Below are 13,977 nucleotides of genomic sequence, written 5' to 3' on the forward strand. Positions count from 1 at the left end.
TGAAAGGTCAACCCGCGATTGTAGCGGAGCGTATCGACGCGACCCCGCAGCGGCGGCGGCCTGCGCTCAGCGGCGGATCCGGTGATACTCGCGCCGGGTCAACCTCTGGAGGAGGGGCAAATGGGAATGCTCAAGGAGTTCCGCGAATTCGCCGTCAAGGGCAGCGTGATCGACCTGGCGGTCGGCGTGATCATCGGGGCGGCGTTCAACAAGATCGTCGACTCGCTGGTCAAGGACATCATCATGCCGGTGGTCAGCCTGGTCGGGGGCGACCTCGACTTCTCCAACAAGTTCCTGGTGCTGGGGCGCATCCCCGAAGGGGTACCGCACACGCTGGCGGACCTGACCAAGGCCGGCGTGCCGGTGTTCGCCTGGGGCAGCTTCGTCACCGTGGTGGTGAACTTCGCCATCCTGGCGTTCATCATCTTCCTCATGGTCAAGCAGATCAACCGCCTCAAGCGCGCCGAGGCGGAGCCGGCCGCGGCCGCGCCCAGCGCGCCGGCGGAGGACATCGTCCTGCTGCGCGAGATCCGCGACAGCCTGCGCCGGTAATCAGCCCGCCGCCAGGCGCCGCGCCATCCGCACCGCCGCCCGCAGGCTGGCCGGGTCGGCCCGGCCGCTGCCGGCGATGTCGAAGGCCGTGCCATGGTCGGGGCTGGTGCGCACCAGCGGCAGGCCCAGCGTGACGTTCACGCCCTTGTCCACGCCCAGGTACTTGACCGGGATCAGCCCCTGGTCGTGGTACATGGCCAGCACCACGTCGAATTCGCCGGGCCGCTGCGGCGTGGCCCGGGCCCGCATGAAGACGGTGTCGGGCGGCCAGGGGCCGGAGGCGTCCATGCCCTCGGCCTTCGCCGCCGCGACGGCCGGCGCGATCGCCTCCAGCTCCTCGCGGCCGAACAGGCCGCCCTCGCCGGCGTGCGGATTGAGCCCGGCCACGGCGATGCGCGGTGCGCGCCCGAGCAGCCGCGAGAGCGAGGCGTGCGTGATGCGCAGCGACGCCAGCACGTTCTCGTGCGTGACCGCACCGATGGCGTCGCGAAGGGACACGTGGATGCTCACCAGCACCGTGCGCAACTCCTCGCTGGCCAGCATCATGCGCACCGGCAAGTCCCCGACCGCGCAGCCGGCATGCGCCGCCGCCCGCGCCTGCAGCAGCTCGGTGTGCCCCGGGAAAGGCACGCCGGCGGCGGCCAGCGCCTCCTTGTGCAGCGGCGCCGTGACCAGGCCGGCGATCTCGCCGCGCAGGGCGGCGTCGGCGGCCCAGGTGACGGCCTCGGCGGCGATGCGTCCGCCGGCCGCGTCGACCCGGCCCCAGGGCACCAGCGCCTCGGCGCGGCTGGTCGGCAGCAGCGGGATGCAGTGCGGCGGCATGTCGAAGGCCTGCGCCGGCGAGTCGATCACCGCCACCGGCAAGGGCAGCTCGCCGGCTCGCGCGCTGGCGGCACTGGCACGGCGCAGGTGCAGCAGTTCGCCGGCGACGAAACAGCCGGCCATCTCGTCCGGCGCGTCGCGGAACAGGCGGGCAATGATCTCGCCGCCGATGCCGGACGGGTCGCCCTGGGTGATCGCCAGCGGAAGGCCTCTTGTACCAGGCGCCATGCTCATGCCGGGTTGTCGATGTCGATGAAGTGGTGCTCCAGCCCGAGCTGCGCCGCCACGTGCGACGCCACCGCCGGCGCGCCATAGCGCTCGCTGGCGTGGTGCCCGCAGGCCAGGAAGCTCACGCCGCACTCGCGCGCGTAGTGCGCCTGCGGCTCGGAAATCTCGCCGGTGATGAAGGCCTGGGCGCCGGCGGCGATCGCCGCCTCGAACCAGCCCTGGGCGCCGCCGGTGCACCAGGCGATGCGCGCGAGGGGGCCGCCCTCGCCTTCGACCAGCGTCACCGCCCGGCCCAGTGCCTGCTGCACGTGGTCGGCCAGGGCGCGCGGCCCGGCGAACGGGGCTCCCGAGGACCGCCCGCCCAGAAATCCCAGTTCCTGATCGCCGAAGCGCGCATCCGCCTGCAGGCCCAGCACGCGGCCGAGCTGGGCGTTGTTGCCCAGCTCGGGGTGCGCATCGAGCGGCAGGTGGTAGGCGAACAGGTTGAGGTCGTGCTGAAGCAGCAGGGCCAGCCGCTGCTTCATCCAGCCGGTGACACGGCCGTCCTGGCCGCGCCAGAACAGGCCGTGGTGGACGAACAGCGCGTCGGCGCGGGCGGCAATGGCGGCTTCGATCAGCGCCCGGCTGGCGGTGACGCCGGAGACGATGCGCCGGACCTGCGCGCGTCCTTCCACCTGCAGCCCGTTCGGGCCGTAGTCCCTGAATCGCGCCGGCTCGAGCAGTGCGTCGAAGGCGTCCGCCAGTTGTTGTCGCGTGGTCATGGCTGCAGGCAAAGAACCGATTGTGGAACAGCCGCAGACGGTGCTGCTCATGCGCAGCCCGCCAGCCTCGCACGCGCGCGCCACGAAGCCGCCGTCATACACTGGCAGCTTCGCTGCTGCCCCCCGTCTCCATGCGCCGCTACTGGCTCCTCTTCTCGCAAGCCGTCACCGTCCTGCTGGCCGCCTGGTTCGTGGTCGCCACGCTGAAGCCGGACTGGCTGCGCAGCGCCGCCGTCACCACCGGCACCGGGGTGGCGCTGGTGGAGGCGCCCACACCGGCCAATGCGCCGCCGCCGGTGGGCAGCTTCCGCCAGGCCGCCCAGCGTGCTTCCGCGGCGGTCGTCAGCATCAACACCAGCAAGGCACCGCCGCGCCAGCAGCTGAACGACCCGTGGTTCCGCTTCTTCTTCGGCGACCAGGGCGAGCAGGCCCAGGTCGGCCTGGGCAGCGGCGTGATCATCAGCCCCGAGGGCTACATCCTCACCAACAACCACGTGGTCGAGGGCGCCGACGAGATCGAGGTCACCCTCAACGACTCGCGCAGCACCCAGGCCAAGGTGATCGGAACCGACCCCGAAACCGACCTGGCGGTGCTCAAGATCGAGCTCGACCGCCTCCCGGTGATCACGCTCGGCAATTCCGATGCGCTGCAGGTGGGCGACCAGGTGCTGGCCATCGGCAATCCGTTCGGCGTCGGGCAGACCGTCACCAGCGGCATCGTCAGCGCGCTCGGGCGCAACCAGCTGGGCATCAACACCTTCGAGAACTTCATCCAGACCGACGCCGCCATCAACCCCGGCAATTCCGGTGGCGCGCTGGTCGATGTGGGGGGCCAGTTGATGGGCATCAACACGGCCATCTATTCGCGCTCGGGTGGCAGCATGGGCATCGGCTTTGCGATCCCGACGTCCACCGCCAAGCAGGTGCTGGAGGGCATCGTCAAGGACGGCGTGGTGCGCCGCGGCTGGATCGGGGTCGAGCCGGCCGACCTGTCGCCCGACCTGATGGAGACCTTCGGCGTCAAGGCCCGGCATGGCGTGCTGGTCACGGGCGTGCTGCAGAACGGCCCGGCGGCGCAGGCCGGGCTGCGGCCCGGCGACGTGATCATCGACGTGGCCGGCAAGCCGATCGCCAACGTCTCGGAGCTGCTCACCACGGTGGCGGCCCTCAAGCCCGGCGCGGCGGCGCCGTTCAAGGTGCAGCGGCGCGACGCCTCGCTGGAGCTGAACGTGACGCCGGGTCAGCGGCCCCGGCCGCGCGCGCCGGTGCGCTGACCCGCCCCGCAGCCGCCGGCGGCGGCCCTCATGAGGCCTTCTCGGCCTCCGATTCGTCCTCGGGCGCGCGGCTGACCTTGACGAACCAGCGCGCCCCGATGATGCCCACCTCGTACAGGATGACCATCGGGATGGCCAGCGCCAGCTGCGAGATCACGTCCGGCGGCGTCACGATGGCAGCGATGACGAACGCGACCACGATGAAGTAGCCGCGGAATTCCTTCAGCTTCTCGATCGACACCATGTCGAAGCGGGCCAGCAGCATCACCACGATCGGCACCTGGAAGGCCAGCCCGAAGGCCAGGTACAGCGACAGGATGGCCTCGACATAGGACGCGATGTCCGGCGTGGCGTTGACGCTGGAGGGCGTGAAGCCCTGGATGAAGCTGAACATCCGGTCGAGCACGAAGAACTGCACGAACGCGATGCCGGCATAGGCCAGCAGGCTGCCGAAGATGATCAGCGGCAGCGCGAAACGCCGTTCGTGGCTGTACAGGCCCGGCGCCACGAAGGCCCAGGCCTGGTACATCAGCCACGGCAGCACCGCCAGCACGGCGACCATCATCAGCACCTTGAGCGGCACGAAGAAGGGCGAGAACACGCCCACCGCGATCAACTTGGCCTCCGGCGGCATGTGGGCACGGATCGGCTGGGCGATGAAGTCGATCAAGCCGTTCGGGCCGGGCCAGATCGCCAGGGCGACCACCGCCACGACAATGCCGTAGACGCAGTACAGGAGCCGGTCGCGCAGCTCCACGAGGTGGGCGACGAACGGCTGCTCGGAACCGGCGAGCTCGTCTTCCTTGTCAGGCTGGGACATCAGTCGAACTTCTTGGGGCGGTAGCGCGCGACGCGGGCCGCGCCCGAGAGCGCCCGGGTCCGGATGCCGTTGCGGGCCTTGTACCAGTGCGGGGTGGCACCCTGCTTGAGGCGCCACTTCTTGCGGGGATGGCGGTACTCCGGAAACGAGGGCGGCTCCTCGAGCGCCGAGGGTTCGCCGACCGCCTGCGACCACTCCTTCTCGAAATCAGCGGCGCCGGAGCGCACCGAGTTCTCGACGTCGCGGGCGGCGGTCTCCACGCTGTCCTTCATCTTGCGCAGCTCGTCCAGCTCCATGGAGCGGTTGACCTCCGCCTTGACGTCGTTGACGTAGCGCTGGGCCTTGCCCAGCAGCGTGCCGACCGTGCGGGCCACGCGCGGCAGCTTCTCGGGGCCGATGACGATCAGCGCGACCACGCCGATCAGCGCCATCTTGGACAGGCCGAGGTCGATCACCCCGCTGCGCCTCCGCGGTGTGCCAGGCTCACGACTTGTTGCGCGCCTCGACGTCGATGGTGGTCTTGTCGGCGCCGCCGGACGGCTTGTTGGCGACCTGGTTGGCCGGAGGCACCGGCTCGTCCGGGGCGGCCGAGCCGTCGCGCATGCCGTCCTTGAAGCCCTTGACGGCACCGCCGAGGTCGGACCCCATGTTCTTCAGCTTCTTGGTGCCGAACACCAGCACCACGATCAGCAGCACGATCAGCCAGTGCCAGATGGAAATGGAACCCATGGATCACTCCTGTATGTAATTGACCTGATTTTAGTCGGGGGCCCTCGAAGCGGCCCGCGGCGTGGAAGGCGAAAACCCCAATCAGCCCTTGAGCCAGGGCCGCGGGCCGCCGATCACGTGGATGTGCAGGTGGTGCACCTCCTGGCCGCCTTCGTCGCCGGTGTTGATCACCACCCGGTGGCCGCCCTGCGGGTAGGGCCTACAGCCCTCCTGCAGGGCCAGCCGGGGTGCCAGCGCGAGCATGCGGCCGAGCAACGCCGCGTGCTCGTCGCCCACGTGCGCCAGCGAGGCCAGGTGCTGCTTGGGGACCATCAGGAAGTGCACCGGCGCCCACGGATGGATGTCGTGGAAGGCCAGGATGTCCTCGTCCTCGTAGACCTTGCGCGACGGGATCCGACCCGCCACGATGTTGCAGAAGATGCAGCTGGTATCGGAAGCGCTCATGGTCTCATTGGGGAGGACGGCCGTCGGTGAAGCGCAGCCAGCCGCGGATGCAGCGATACAGGTACCACAGCCCCACCAGGCAGTGGGCGATGAAGCCGGGCAGGAACAGCAGCAGGTACAGCGGCGCCGTCAACACCAGCCACAGCACGCTCCACCAGAAGGTGGCGATCATGTAGTTGTGGTGGGCGGCATAGACCGCATCGAGCTCGTCGGCCCGGCGGATGTAGTTGACCACCATCGCGATCACCGCGAGCGTCCAGTAGGTGAAAGGCGCGAAGGTGTGCAGGCCATACAGCACGTGCATCACCGTTCGGTCGCCCGGCTCCTTGCGCTCGAAGGCGCCGAAGTCGGTCTCGCTCATCGTTGCGCTCCTTCGCGCTCGCGCGCCTTGCGCAGCGCTTTCTCCTCGATGCCGCTGGTTCCCTCGCGCCGCTCCAGCTCGGCGATCACGTCGGCCGGGGACAGGCCGTAGTGCGCCAGCGCGATCATGCTGTGGAACCACAGGTCGGCCACCTCGCCCACCAGCCGCGCCGGCTCGCCGCCGCGGTCGCAGTCCTTGGCGGCCATCACCACCTCGGTCGCCTCCTCGCCGATCTTCTTGAGGAAGGCATCGGGCCCCTTGTGCAGCAGCCGGGCGACGTAGCTGCTCTCGGGATCGCCCCCGCTCGCGGGCTTGCGGCTTTCGATCACGGCCGCCAGTCGGGCCAAGGAGTCGTTGGCGCTCATGGTCTCAGGTGTAGATCTCGGAGGGGTTCTTCAGGACCGGCTCGACGCTGACCCAGCGGCCCGCCTCCTGCCGCTGGAAGAAGCAGCTGTGGCGCCCGGTGTGGCAGGCGATGGACGGATCGTGCCCCTGCTGGGTGACCTTCAGCAGCAGCACGTCATTGTCGCAGTCCATGCGGATCTCGTGCACCTGCTGGACGTGGCCCGATTCCTCGCCCTTGAACCACAGGCGGCCGCGCGAGCGGCTGAAATACACGGCCCGGCCGAGTTCGGCGGTTTTCTGCAGGGCCTCGCGGTTCATCCAGGCGACCATCAGCACGTCGCCCGTGGCCTGTTCCTGCGCGATCACCGGCACCAGCCCGGCGGCGTCCCACTTGACCTGATCGAGCCAATCCATGGCCGCATTGTCGGCCATCCGCCGGCCGGCTTTCAGCTGCGCACCGCGATGCCGCGGCTGGCCATGTGGGCCTTGGCCTGCGCGACGGTGTATTCGCCGTAATGGAAGATGCTGGCCGCCAGCACGGCGTCAGCGCCGCCCTTCTGGATGCCGTCGGCCAGGTGGTCGAGGTTGCCGACGCCGCCCGAGGCGATCACCGGCACCGGCACGGCGTCGCTGACGGCCCGCGTCAGCGCCAGGTCGAAGCCGGACTTGGTGCCGTCGCGGTCCATGCTGGTCAGCAGGATCTCGCCGGCGCCGCGGCGCGCCATCTCCACCGCCCACTGCACCGCGTCCAGCCCGGTGTTGCGCCGGCCGCCGTGGCTGTAGACATCCCACCCGGGGCCGCGCGCGGCCTCGTCCTCGCCGCTGCGGCGCTTGGCGTCGATGGCGACCACGATGCACTGCGCCCCGTACTTGCCGGCGGCGGCGCTGATCACGTCGGGGTCGGCGATGGCCGCCGAGTTGAAGCTGGTCTTGTCGGCGCCGGCATTGAGCAGCCGGCGCACGTCTTCCACCGTGCGCACGCCGCCGCCCACGGTGAGCGGTATGAACACCTGCGAGGCCACGGCCTCGATGATCGGCAGGATCAGGTCGCGCCCGTCGCTGGTGGCGGTGATGTCCAGGAAGGTGAGTTCGTCGGCGCCCTGCTCGTTGTAGCGGGCGGCGATCTCCACCGGGTCGCCGGCGTCGCGCAGCTCGACGAAGTTGACGCCCTTGACGACACGGCCGCCGGTCACGTCCAGGCAGGGGATGATGCGCTTGGCGAGCATGGGCTGGGTCATCCCGCGAGTTCGTCGGCGCGGGCCTGGGCCTGGACGAAATCGAGGTCGCCCGAGTAGATGGCGCGGCCGCAGATCACGCCCTCGACGCCTTCGCCCTCGACCGCGCACAGCTGCTCGATGTCGGCCAGGCCGGCCAGCCCGCCGGAGGCAATGACGGGAATGGTCAGCGACTGCGCCAGCTTGACCGTGGCCTCGACGTTGATGCCGGTGAGCATGCCGTCGCGGCCGATGTCGGTGTAGATGATGGATTCGACGCCCCAGTCCTGGAACTTGCGCGCCAGGTCGACCACCTCGTGCCCGGTGAGCTTGCTCCAGCCGTCGGTGGCGACCTTGCCGTCCTTGGCGTCCAGCCCCACGATGATGTGGCCGCCGAAGGCGCTGCAGGCGTCCTTCAGGAAACCGGGGTTCTTGACGGCGGCGGTGCCGATGATCACGTAGCGCAGGCCACCGTCGATGTATTTCTCGATCGTGTCCAGGTCGCGGATGCCGCCGCCCAGCTGCACCGGGATGTCGTCGCCAACCGCCTTGAGGATGGCGCGGATGGCGGCGAAGTTCTGCGGCTTGCCGGCAAAGGCGCCGTTCAGGTCGACCAGGTGCAGGCGGCGCGCGCCCTTGGCCAGCCAGTGGCTGGCCATGGCGGCCGGGTCCTCGCTGAAGGTGGTGGCCTGGTCCATGTCGCCTTGCTTGAGGCGCACGCAATGCCCGTCCTTCAGGTCGATCGCGGGGATGAGAAGCATCGGGGAAAGTGTCGGCGTGGGGATGAGGGGGAGGCTGCGCGCCGCGGCTGCGGCGTCAGGGATTCCAGTGCAGGAAATTGCGGTAGAGGGCCAGGCCGGCGTCGGCGCTTTTCTCGGGGTGGAACTGGGTCGCAAAAATATTATCGCGGGCCAGTGCAACGGTAAAGCGGCCGCCGTAGTCGGCCTCGCCCGCGCTGTGGCGCACATCCGACGGGCAGGCGTAATAGCTGTGGACGAAATAGAACCAGGCGCCGTCGGCGATGCCCTCCCACAAAGGATGGGGCCGGGTCTGGCGGACCTGGTTCCAGCCCATTTGCGGCACCTTGAAGCGGCTGCCATCGGGCTGCAGCATGCCTTCCAGCCGGAAGCGGCGCACCTCGCCGGCGATCAGGCCCAGGCCCTCGCTGGGTCCCTCCTCGCTGCGATCGAGCAGCATCTGCATGCCCACGCAGGTGCCGAACAGCGGCTTGCTCGCGGCCGCCTCCAGCACCGCCGGCAGCAGCCCCGATTCGCGCAGCTCGCGCATGCAGTCGGGCATGGCGCCCTGGCCGGGCAGCACCACGCGCTCGGCGGCTCGCACCTCCTCCGGGCGCGAGGTGACCAGCGCCCGGAAACCCGAACCCTGGGCCACGCGGGTGACGGCCTGCGAGACGGACCGCAGGTTGCCCATGCCGTAATCGACGACCGCTACCGTTTTCATCTGGCTCGCAAGGCCCGGGCGCGCGCCCGGGCGGACATCACAGGGCGCCTTTGGTGGAAGGGATGGTGCCGGCCGCGCGAGGGTCGAATTCCACCGCCGCGCGCAACGCGCGGGCGAAGGCCTTGAACACGGTCTCGCACTGGTGGTGCGCGTTCTGGCCGCGCAGGTTGTCGATGTGCAGGGTCACGAAGGCGTGGTTGGCGAAGCCCTGGAAGAACTCGTGGGCGAGCTGGCTGTCGAAGGTGCCGATCATGGCGCTGCGGAACGGCACCTCCATCACCAGGCCCGGGCGGCCGGAGAAGTCGATCACCACGCGCGACAGCGCCTCGTCCAGCGGCACGTAGGCATGGCCGTAGCGGCGGATGCCCTTCTTGTCGCCGATCGCCCGAGCCACGGCCTGGCCCAGGGTGATGCCGACGTCCTCCACCGTGTGGTGGCCGTCGATGTGCAGGTCGCCCTCGGCCTGGATGTCCAGGTCGATCAGCCCGTGGCGGGCGATCTGGTCCAGCATGTGGTCGAAGAACCCGATGCCGGTGGCCAGGCGGGCCTGGCCGGTGCCGTCGAGGTTGATGCGCACGCTGATGCGCGTCTCGGCGGTGTGGCGGGTGATCTCGGCGGTACGGTCGGTAGTCATAGGCTGGCTTGCAGGGCCGCGAGCAGCTGCGTGTTCTCCTCGGCGGTGCCGACGGTCAGGCGCAGGCAATCGGCCAGCAATGGGTGCATTCTAGAAACGTTCTTGACGAGCACGCCGCGGGCCTTCAGGCCCTCGAACGTGCGGGCGGCGTCGGGCACGCGCACCAGGATCATGTTGGCGTCGCTGCGCCAGGCCCTGACCTGCGGCAGCGCGGCCAGACTCTCCAGCAGGCGGGCGCGTTCGCGGCGGATGTCGGCGGCCTGCTGCTCGAATACGTCGGCGTGCTCCAGGGCGAACAGCGCCGCCTCGCAGTTGAGTACGCTGATGTTGTAGGGCGGGCGCACCTTGTCGATCTCGGCCACCAGCGCGTGCGGCCCCACCAGGTAGCCGATGCGCACGCCGGCCAGGCCGAACTTGCTGAGGGTGCGCATCAGCAGCACGTGCGGGTGGCGCGCCACGCGGTCGATGTAGCTGCGGCTGGCAAACGGCTGGTAGGCCTCGTCGATCACCACCAGCCCCGGCGCGGCCTGGACGATGCGCTCGATCACGCCGTCATCCCACAGGTTGGCGGTCGGGTTGTTCGGGTAGGCCAGGTAGACGATGGACGGCCGCTGCTGCTCGATCGCCGCCAGCATGGCGCGCTCGTCCAGCTCGAAGTCGGCCGTCAGGTCCACCGGGATGAACTTCAGGCCCTGCAGCTGTGCGCTCATCGCGTACATCACGAAGCCCGGCGCCGGCGCCAGGATGGACGCGCCGGGCATGTCGCAGGCCATCGCCAGCAGCGAGATCAGCTCGTCCGATCCGTTGCCCAGCATCAGCCCGAAGCCCTCGGGGATCTGCGCATGGCGGGCCAGCGCCTGCCGCAGCACGTCGATGCGGTCGGCCGGGTAGCGATTCAGGGCCAGGGCACCCAGCCGCTCGCCCAGCTCGCGCTGCAATTGCGGCGGCAGCCGGTGCGGGTTCTCCATGGCGTCGAGCTTGACCATCCCGGCCGAGGGCTGGACGGCATAGGCGTGCATGCCCTGCACGTCCTGGCGGATCAGCCGGGCCAGGCGCGGCGGCAATTCAGTCGTCATGGTTTCTTGAGCCTCATCTCGGCAGCGCGGGCATGGGCCTGCAGGCCTTCGCCACGCGCCAGCTCGGCGGCGATGCGCCCGAGCCGCTGCGCGCCGGCCTCGCTGACCTCGATCAGGCTGCTGCGTTTCTGGAAGTCGTACACGCCCAGCGGGCTGGAAAAGCGCGCCGTGCTGCTGGTGGGCAGCACGTGGTTGGGGCCGGCGCAGTAGTCGCCCAGGCTCTCGCTGGTGTAGCCGCCCAGGAAGATGGCGCCGGCGTGGCGCAGCAGCGGCTCCCAGCGCTGCGGCTCGGCGCTGGCGATCTCCAGGTGCTCGGGCGCGATGCGGTTGCTGATGGCGCAGGCCTCGGCCATGTCGCGCGTCAGGATCAGCGCGCCGCGTCCGTTGAGCGACTTGGCAATGATCTCGCGCCGCGGCATTTCGGGCAGCAGCCGGTCGATCTCGGCCTGGACCCGATCGATGTAGGCGGCGTCCGGGCACAGCAGGATGCTCTGCGCCAGCTCGTCGTGCTCGGCCTGCGAGAACAGGTCCATCGCCACCCAGTCGGCCGGCGTGCTGCCGTCGGCCAGCACCAGGATCTCGCTGGGGCCGGCGATCATGTCGATGCCCACCTGCCCGAAGACGCGGCGCTTGGCGCTGGCGACGTAGGCATTGCCGGGGCCGGTGATCTTGTCCACTCGCGGCACGGTCGCCGTGCCGTAGGCCAGTGCGGCCACCGCCTGGGCGCCGCCGATGGTGAAGACCCGGCTGACGCCGGCCACGTGGGCCGCCGCCAGCACCAGCGGGTTCTTCTCGCCGCGCGGGGTCGGCACCACCATCACGATCTCGCCCACGCCGGCCACCTGCGCGGGAATGGCGTTCATCAGCACCGAGGACGGATAGGCCGCCTTGCCGCCCGGCACGTAGATGCCGACCCGGTCCAGCGGCGTGACCTTCTGGCCAAGCAGCGTGCCGTCGGGCTCGCGGTAGCTCCAGCTCTCGCCGCCGGCGCGTTTTTGCGCCTCGTGGTAGCTGCGGATGCGCGCGGCCGCCGCCTGCAGCGCCTCCCGGCGCGGCGCGGCCAGTGAATCGAAGGCAGCCTTCAGCTCGGCCGGCGCCAGTTGCAGCGCGGCCATGCTGTCGGCCTGCAGGGCGTCGAAGCGGCGGGTGTACTCCAGCACCGCCTCGTCGCCGCGCCGGCGCACCGCGTCCAGGATGCCGGTGACGGCCTGCTCCACCTGCGCATCGGTCTCCTCGGACCAGTGCAGGCGCGCTGCGAACGCGGCTTCGAAGCCGGCGTCGGCGGTGGACAGGCGCAGCGGACGGGCGGACGGGTCGGTCATGCGATGGCCGGCGCCGTGGCGCGCCGGAAAACGTCGATCAGGTCCCGGATCGGGGCCTGCTTGAGTTTGAGCGCAGCCTGGTTCACCACCAGCCGCGAGCTGATGTCCATGATCCGCTCCACTTCAATGAGCTGATTGGCCTTGAGCGTGCCGCCGGTGGAGACCAGGTCCACGATGGCATCGGCCAGCCCGGTGAGCGGCGCCAGTTCCATGCTGCCGTACAGCTTGATCAGGTCCACGTGCACGCCCTTGGTGGCGAAGAAGTCGCGTGCGATGGCCACGTACTTGGTGGCCACGCGCAGGCGCGAGCCCTGGCACACGGCGTTGGCGTAGTCGAAGTCGGAGCGCACCGCCACGCTGACCCGGCAGCGGGCAATGCCCAGATCCAGCGGCTGGTACAGGCCCTGGCTGCCGTGCTCGATCAGCGTGTCCAGCCCGGTCACCCCGAGGTCGGCGCCGCCGTATTGCACGTAGGTCGGCACGTCGGTGGCGCGCACCAGCACCACCCGCAGCCCGGGCTGGTTGGTCGGCAGGATCAGCTTGCGCGACTTCTCCGGGTCCTCCAGCACCTGGATGCCGGCGGCCTGCAGCAGCGGCAGGGTCTCGTCGAAGATGCGGCCCTTGGACAGCGCGAGGGTGATCATGCCTTGATTCTCTCGATGTCGGCGCCCAGGCCGCGCAGCTTGCTTTCCATCTGGTCGTAGCCGCGGTCCAGGTGGTAGATGCGGTCGACCAGCGTCTCGCCGTCGGCCACCAGGCCGGCGATCACCAGGCTGGCCGAGGCCCGCAGGTCGGTGGCCATCACGGTGGCGCCCGACAGCCGCGGTGTGCCTTCGACCAGCGCCACCTTGCCGTCGACCTGGATCTTCGCACCCAGCCGCAGCAGCTCGTTGACGTGCATGAAGCGGTTCTCGAAGATGGTCTCGGTCACGTGCGAGGCGCCCTCGGCGATGGCGTTCAGCGCCATGAACTGGGCCTGCATGTCGGTGGGAAACCCCGGGTATTCGGTGGTGCGGAAGCTCTGGGCCTTCAGGCGGCCCTGGCTGCGGATGCGGATGCCCTCGTCCACCGCAGCCACCTCGGCGCCGGCCAGGCGCAGCTTCTCGATCACCGCTTCCAGGTGGTCGGCGCGGCCATGGCGCAGCAGCGCCTCGCCGCCGGTCGCGGCCACGGCGCACAGGAAGGTGCCGGCCTCGATGCGGTCGGCCACCACCCGGTGGGTGCAGCCGGACAGGCGGGGCACGCCCTCGATGCGGATGCGGCGGGTGCCGTGGCCCTCGATCTTCGCGCCCATCGCGATCAGCATCTCGGCCAGGTCGGCGATCTCCGGCTCCTGGGCGGCGTTCTCCAGCACCGTCTCGCCCTCGGCGAGCGACGCCGCCATCAGGAAGTTCTCGGTGCCGGTGACCGTGACCATGTCGGTGGTGATGCTGGCGCCGTGCAGGCGCTCGCGCCCCTTGGGCAGCCGGGCAATGATGTAGCCGTGCTCCACCACGATCTCGGCGCCCATCTGCTGCAGGCCCTTGATGTGCTGGTCCACCGGGCGCGAGCCGATGGCGCAGCCACCCGGCAGCGACACCGTGGCTTCGCCGAACCGCGCCAGCAGCGGGCCCAGCGCCAGCACCGAGGCGCGCATGGTCTTGACCAGCTCGTAGGGCGCCTCGGGCGAACTGAGGGCACTGGCGTCGATGCGCACGCAGCCTGCGTCGTCGCGCTCGGCCTGAACCCCCATGTTGCGGACCAGCTTGAGCATGGTGGCCACGTCCTGCAGCCGCGGCACGTTCTGCAGCGTCACCGGCTCCGCCGTCAGCAGCGCGGCGCACAGCTCGGGCAGCGCCGCGTTCTTGGCGCCGGAAATGCGGACCTCGCCGCGCAAGGGGCGGCCGCCGCGGATCAGCAGCTTGTCCATGACGCCTCCGACCGGGGGGTCACCA

At 70.0% G+C, this 13,977-nt stretch carries 19 protein-coding genes; 2 read left to right on the forward strand and 17 right to left on the reverse strand.

Annotation, left to right across the window (positions count from 1 at the left end; all coding sequences use genetic code 11):
- Positions 1-120 precede the first annotated feature (120 nt).
- Positions 121-552 carry a large conductance mechanosensitive channel protein MscL gene (mscL, locus tag PE066_RS08160; RefSeq protein WP_271236054.1) on the forward strand — a complete coding sequence of 144 codons (432 nt, stop codon included), beginning with the start codon at positions 121-123 and terminating at the stop codon, positions 550-552.
- Here mscL and pdxA read toward each other — a convergent pair whose 3' ends face one another.
- Together pdxA and PE066_RS08170 are read right to left on the reverse strand one after the other, a co-directional pair.
- Positions 553-1,608: a 4-hydroxythreonine-4-phosphate dehydrogenase PdxA gene (pdxA, locus tag PE066_RS08165; RefSeq protein ID WP_271236055.1), complete on the reverse strand. Its 1,056-nt coding sequence runs from the start codon at positions 1,606-1,608 to the stop codon at positions 553-555.
- A complete protein-coding gene (locus tag PE066_RS08170; RefSeq protein ID WP_271236056.1) occupies positions 1,605-2,363 on the reverse strand; it encodes a Nif3-like dinuclear metal center hexameric protein in 759 nt (252 codons plus the stop codon). Before PE066_RS08170 ends, pdxA begins: the two co-directional genes overlap by 4 nt.
- A 131-nt stretch (positions 2,364-2,494) precedes the next feature.
- On the opposite strand from PE066_RS08170, the gene PE066_RS08175 reads away from it, so the two are divergent.
- Positions 2,495-3,637 (forward strand): S1C family serine protease, encoded by a 1,143-nt coding sequence (locus tag PE066_RS08175; RefSeq protein ID WP_271236057.1) that lies wholly within the window; start codon positions 2,495-2,497, stop codon positions 3,635-3,637.
- A 28-nt stretch (positions 3,638-3,665) separates the two neighbouring features.
- Here the strand turns inward: PE066_RS08175 and tatC are convergent, their stop codons facing one another.
- The 15 genes from tatC to murA all read right to left on the reverse strand — a co-directional run bounded on the left by tatC (position 3,666) and on the right by murA (position 13,952).
- Positions 3,666-4,457, reverse strand: coding sequence for a twin-arginine translocase subunit TatC (gene tatC / locus PE066_RS08180; protein WP_271236058.1), 792 nt, complete (start codon positions 4,455-4,457; stop codon positions 3,666-3,668).
- Positions 4,457-4,912: a Sec-independent protein translocase protein TatB gene (gene tatB / locus PE066_RS08185; protein WP_271236059.1), complete on the reverse strand. Its 456-nt coding sequence runs from the start codon at positions 4,910-4,912 to the stop codon at positions 4,457-4,459. Before tatB ends, tatC begins: the two co-directional genes overlap by 1 nt.
- Before the next feature lie 28 nt (positions 4,913-4,940).
- Positions 4,941-5,186: a Sec-independent protein translocase subunit TatA gene (gene tatA, locus PE066_RS08190; protein WP_271236060.1), complete on the reverse strand. Its 246-nt coding sequence runs from the start codon at positions 5,184-5,186 to the stop codon at positions 4,941-4,943.
- Positions 5,187-5,267: 81 nt separating this feature from the next.
- A complete protein-coding gene (locus PE066_RS08195) occupies positions 5,268-5,630 on the reverse strand; it encodes a histidine triad nucleotide-binding protein (protein WP_271236061.1) in 363 nt (120 codons plus the stop codon).
- A 4-nt stretch (positions 5,631-5,634) separates the two neighbouring features.
- Positions 5,635-5,991 carry a DUF4870 family protein gene (locus PE066_RS08200; protein WP_271236062.1) on the reverse strand — a complete coding sequence of 119 codons (357 nt, stop codon included), beginning with the start codon at positions 5,989-5,991 and terminating at the stop codon, positions 5,635-5,637.
- A complete protein-coding gene (locus PE066_RS08205) occupies positions 5,988-6,356 on the reverse strand; it encodes a phosphoribosyl-ATP diphosphatase (protein ID WP_271236063.1) in 369 nt (122 codons plus the stop codon). Before PE066_RS08205 ends, PE066_RS08200 begins: the two co-directional genes overlap by 4 nt.
- Positions 6,357-6,360: 4 nt before the next feature.
- The gene (gene hisI, locus PE066_RS08210) at positions 6,361-6,750 is read right to left on the reverse strand and encodes a phosphoribosyl-AMP cyclohydrolase (protein WP_271236064.1); all 390 of its coding nucleotides are present in this window, start codon (positions 6,748-6,750) and stop codon (positions 6,361-6,363) included.
- A gap of 32 nt (positions 6,751-6,782) precedes the next feature.
- Positions 6,783-7,562 (reverse strand): imidazole glycerol phosphate synthase subunit HisF, encoded by a 780-nt coding sequence (gene hisF, locus PE066_RS08215; RefSeq protein WP_271236530.1) that lies wholly within the window; start codon positions 7,560-7,562, stop codon positions 6,783-6,785.
- An 8-nt stretch (positions 7,563-7,570) separates the two neighbouring features.
- On the reverse strand, positions 7,571-8,311 hold the full coding sequence (hisA, locus tag PE066_RS08220) for a 1-(5-phosphoribosyl)-5-[(5-phosphoribosylamino)methylideneamino]imidazole-4-carboxamide isomerase (protein WP_271236065.1): 741 nt from the start codon (positions 8,309-8,311) through the stop codon (positions 7,571-7,573).
- Between the two features lie 55 nt (positions 8,312-8,366).
- Positions 8,367-9,011 carry an imidazole glycerol phosphate synthase subunit HisH gene (gene hisH / locus PE066_RS08225; protein ID WP_271236066.1) on the reverse strand — a complete coding sequence of 215 codons (645 nt, stop codon included), beginning with the start codon at positions 9,009-9,011 and terminating at the stop codon, positions 8,367-8,369.
- A 37-nt stretch (positions 9,012-9,048) separates the two neighbouring features.
- Complete coding sequence (hisB, locus tag PE066_RS08230; protein WP_271236067.1) at positions 9,049-9,645, reverse strand: imidazoleglycerol-phosphate dehydratase HisB; 597 nt, start codon at positions 9,643-9,645, stop codon at positions 9,049-9,051.
- Positions 9,642-10,721 carry a histidinol-phosphate transaminase gene (gene hisC, locus PE066_RS08235; RefSeq protein WP_271236068.1) on the reverse strand — a complete coding sequence of 360 codons (1,080 nt, stop codon included), beginning with the start codon at positions 10,719-10,721 and terminating at the stop codon, positions 9,642-9,644. Before hisC ends, hisB begins: the two co-directional genes overlap by 4 nt.
- A complete protein-coding gene (hisD, locus tag PE066_RS08240) occupies positions 10,718-12,043 on the reverse strand; it encodes a histidinol dehydrogenase (protein WP_271236069.1) in 1,326 nt (441 codons plus the stop codon). Before hisD ends, hisC begins: the two co-directional genes overlap by 4 nt.
- Positions 12,040-12,687 carry an ATP phosphoribosyltransferase gene (gene hisG, locus PE066_RS08245; protein WP_271236070.1) on the reverse strand — a complete coding sequence of 216 codons (648 nt, stop codon included), beginning with the start codon at positions 12,685-12,687 and terminating at the stop codon, positions 12,040-12,042. The genes hisD and hisG overlap by 4 nt, the downstream gene beginning before the upstream one ends.
- Positions 12,684-13,952, reverse strand: a complete 1,269-nt coding sequence (gene murA / locus PE066_RS08250) for a UDP-N-acetylglucosamine 1-carboxyvinyltransferase (protein WP_271236071.1) — start codon at positions 13,950-13,952, stop codon at positions 12,684-12,686. Before murA ends, hisG begins: the two co-directional genes overlap by 4 nt.
- Positions 13,953-13,977 lie beyond the last annotated feature (25 nt).

Origin of the sequence: Ramlibacter tataouinensis (assembly GCF_027941915.1) — a bacterium.
GTDB classification, from domain to species: domain Bacteria; phylum Pseudomonadota; class Gammaproteobacteria; order Burkholderiales; family Burkholderiaceae_C; genus Ramlibacter; species Ramlibacter tataouinensis_C.

What these genes read in the sequence shown, in the direction of transcription:
- mscL (WP_271236054.1), top strand. Translation starts at nt 121, where the DNA reads ATGGGAATGCTCAAGGAGTTCCGCGAATTCGCCGTCAAGGGCAGCGTG.
- pdxA (WP_271236055.1), bottom strand. Translation starts at nt 1,608, where the DNA reads ATGAGCATGGCGCCTGGTACAAGAGGCCTTCCGCTGGCGATCACCCAG.
- PE066_RS08170 (WP_271236056.1), bottom strand. Translation starts at nt 2,363, where the DNA reads ATGACCACGCGACAACAACTGGCGGACGCCTTCGACGCACTGCTCGAG.
- PE066_RS08175 (WP_271236057.1), top strand. Translation starts at nt 2,495, where the DNA reads ATGCGCCGCTACTGGCTCCTCTTCTCGCAAGCCGTCACCGTCCTGCTG.
- tatC (WP_271236058.1), bottom strand. Translation starts at nt 4,457, where the DNA reads ATGTCCCAGCCTGACAAGGAAGACGAGCTCGCCGGTTCCGAGCAGCCG.
- tatA (WP_271236060.1), bottom strand. Translation starts at nt 5,186, where the DNA reads ATGGGTTCCATTTCCATCTGGCACTGGCTGATCGTGCTGCTGATCGTG.
- PE066_RS08195 (WP_271236061.1), bottom strand. Translation starts at nt 5,630, where the DNA reads ATGAGCGCTTCCGATACCAGCTGCATCTTCTGCAACATCGTGGCGGGT.
- PE066_RS08200 (WP_271236062.1), bottom strand. Translation starts at nt 5,991, where the DNA reads ATGAGCGAGACCGACTTCGGCGCCTTCGAGCGCAAGGAGCCGGGCGAC.
- PE066_RS08205 (WP_271236063.1), bottom strand. Translation starts at nt 6,356, where the DNA reads ATGAGCGCCAACGACTCCTTGGCCCGACTGGCGGCCGTGATCGAAAGC.
- hisI (WP_271236064.1), bottom strand. Translation starts at nt 6,750, where the DNA reads ATGGATTGGCTCGATCAGGTCAAGTGGGACGCCGCCGGGCTGGTGCCG.
- hisF (WP_271236530.1), bottom strand. Translation starts at nt 7,562, where the DNA reads ATGCTCGCCAAGCGCATCATCCCCTGCCTGGACGTGACCGGCGGCCGT.
- hisA (WP_271236065.1), bottom strand. Translation starts at nt 8,311, where the DNA reads ATGCTTCTCATCCCCGCGATCGACCTGAAGGACGGGCATTGCGTGCGC.
- hisH (WP_271236066.1), bottom strand. Translation starts at nt 9,011, where the DNA reads ATGAAAACGGTAGCGGTCGTCGATTACGGCATGGGCAACCTGCGGTCC.
- hisB (WP_271236067.1), bottom strand. Translation starts at nt 9,645, where the DNA reads ATGACTACCGACCGTACCGCCGAGATCACCCGCCACACCGCCGAGACG.
- hisC (WP_271236068.1), bottom strand. Translation starts at nt 10,721, where the DNA reads ATGACGACTGAATTGCCGCCGCGCCTGGCCCGGCTGATCCGCCAGGAC.
- hisD (WP_271236069.1), bottom strand. Translation starts at nt 12,043, where the DNA reads ATGACCGACCCGTCCGCCCGTCCGCTGCGCCTGTCCACCGCCGACGCC.
- hisG (WP_271236070.1), bottom strand. Translation starts at nt 12,687, where the DNA reads ATGATCACCCTCGCGCTGTCCAAGGGCCGCATCTTCGACGAGACCCTG.
- murA (WP_271236071.1), bottom strand. Translation starts at nt 13,952, where the DNA reads ATGGACAAGCTGCTGATCCGCGGCGGCCGCCCCTTGCGCGGCGAGGTC.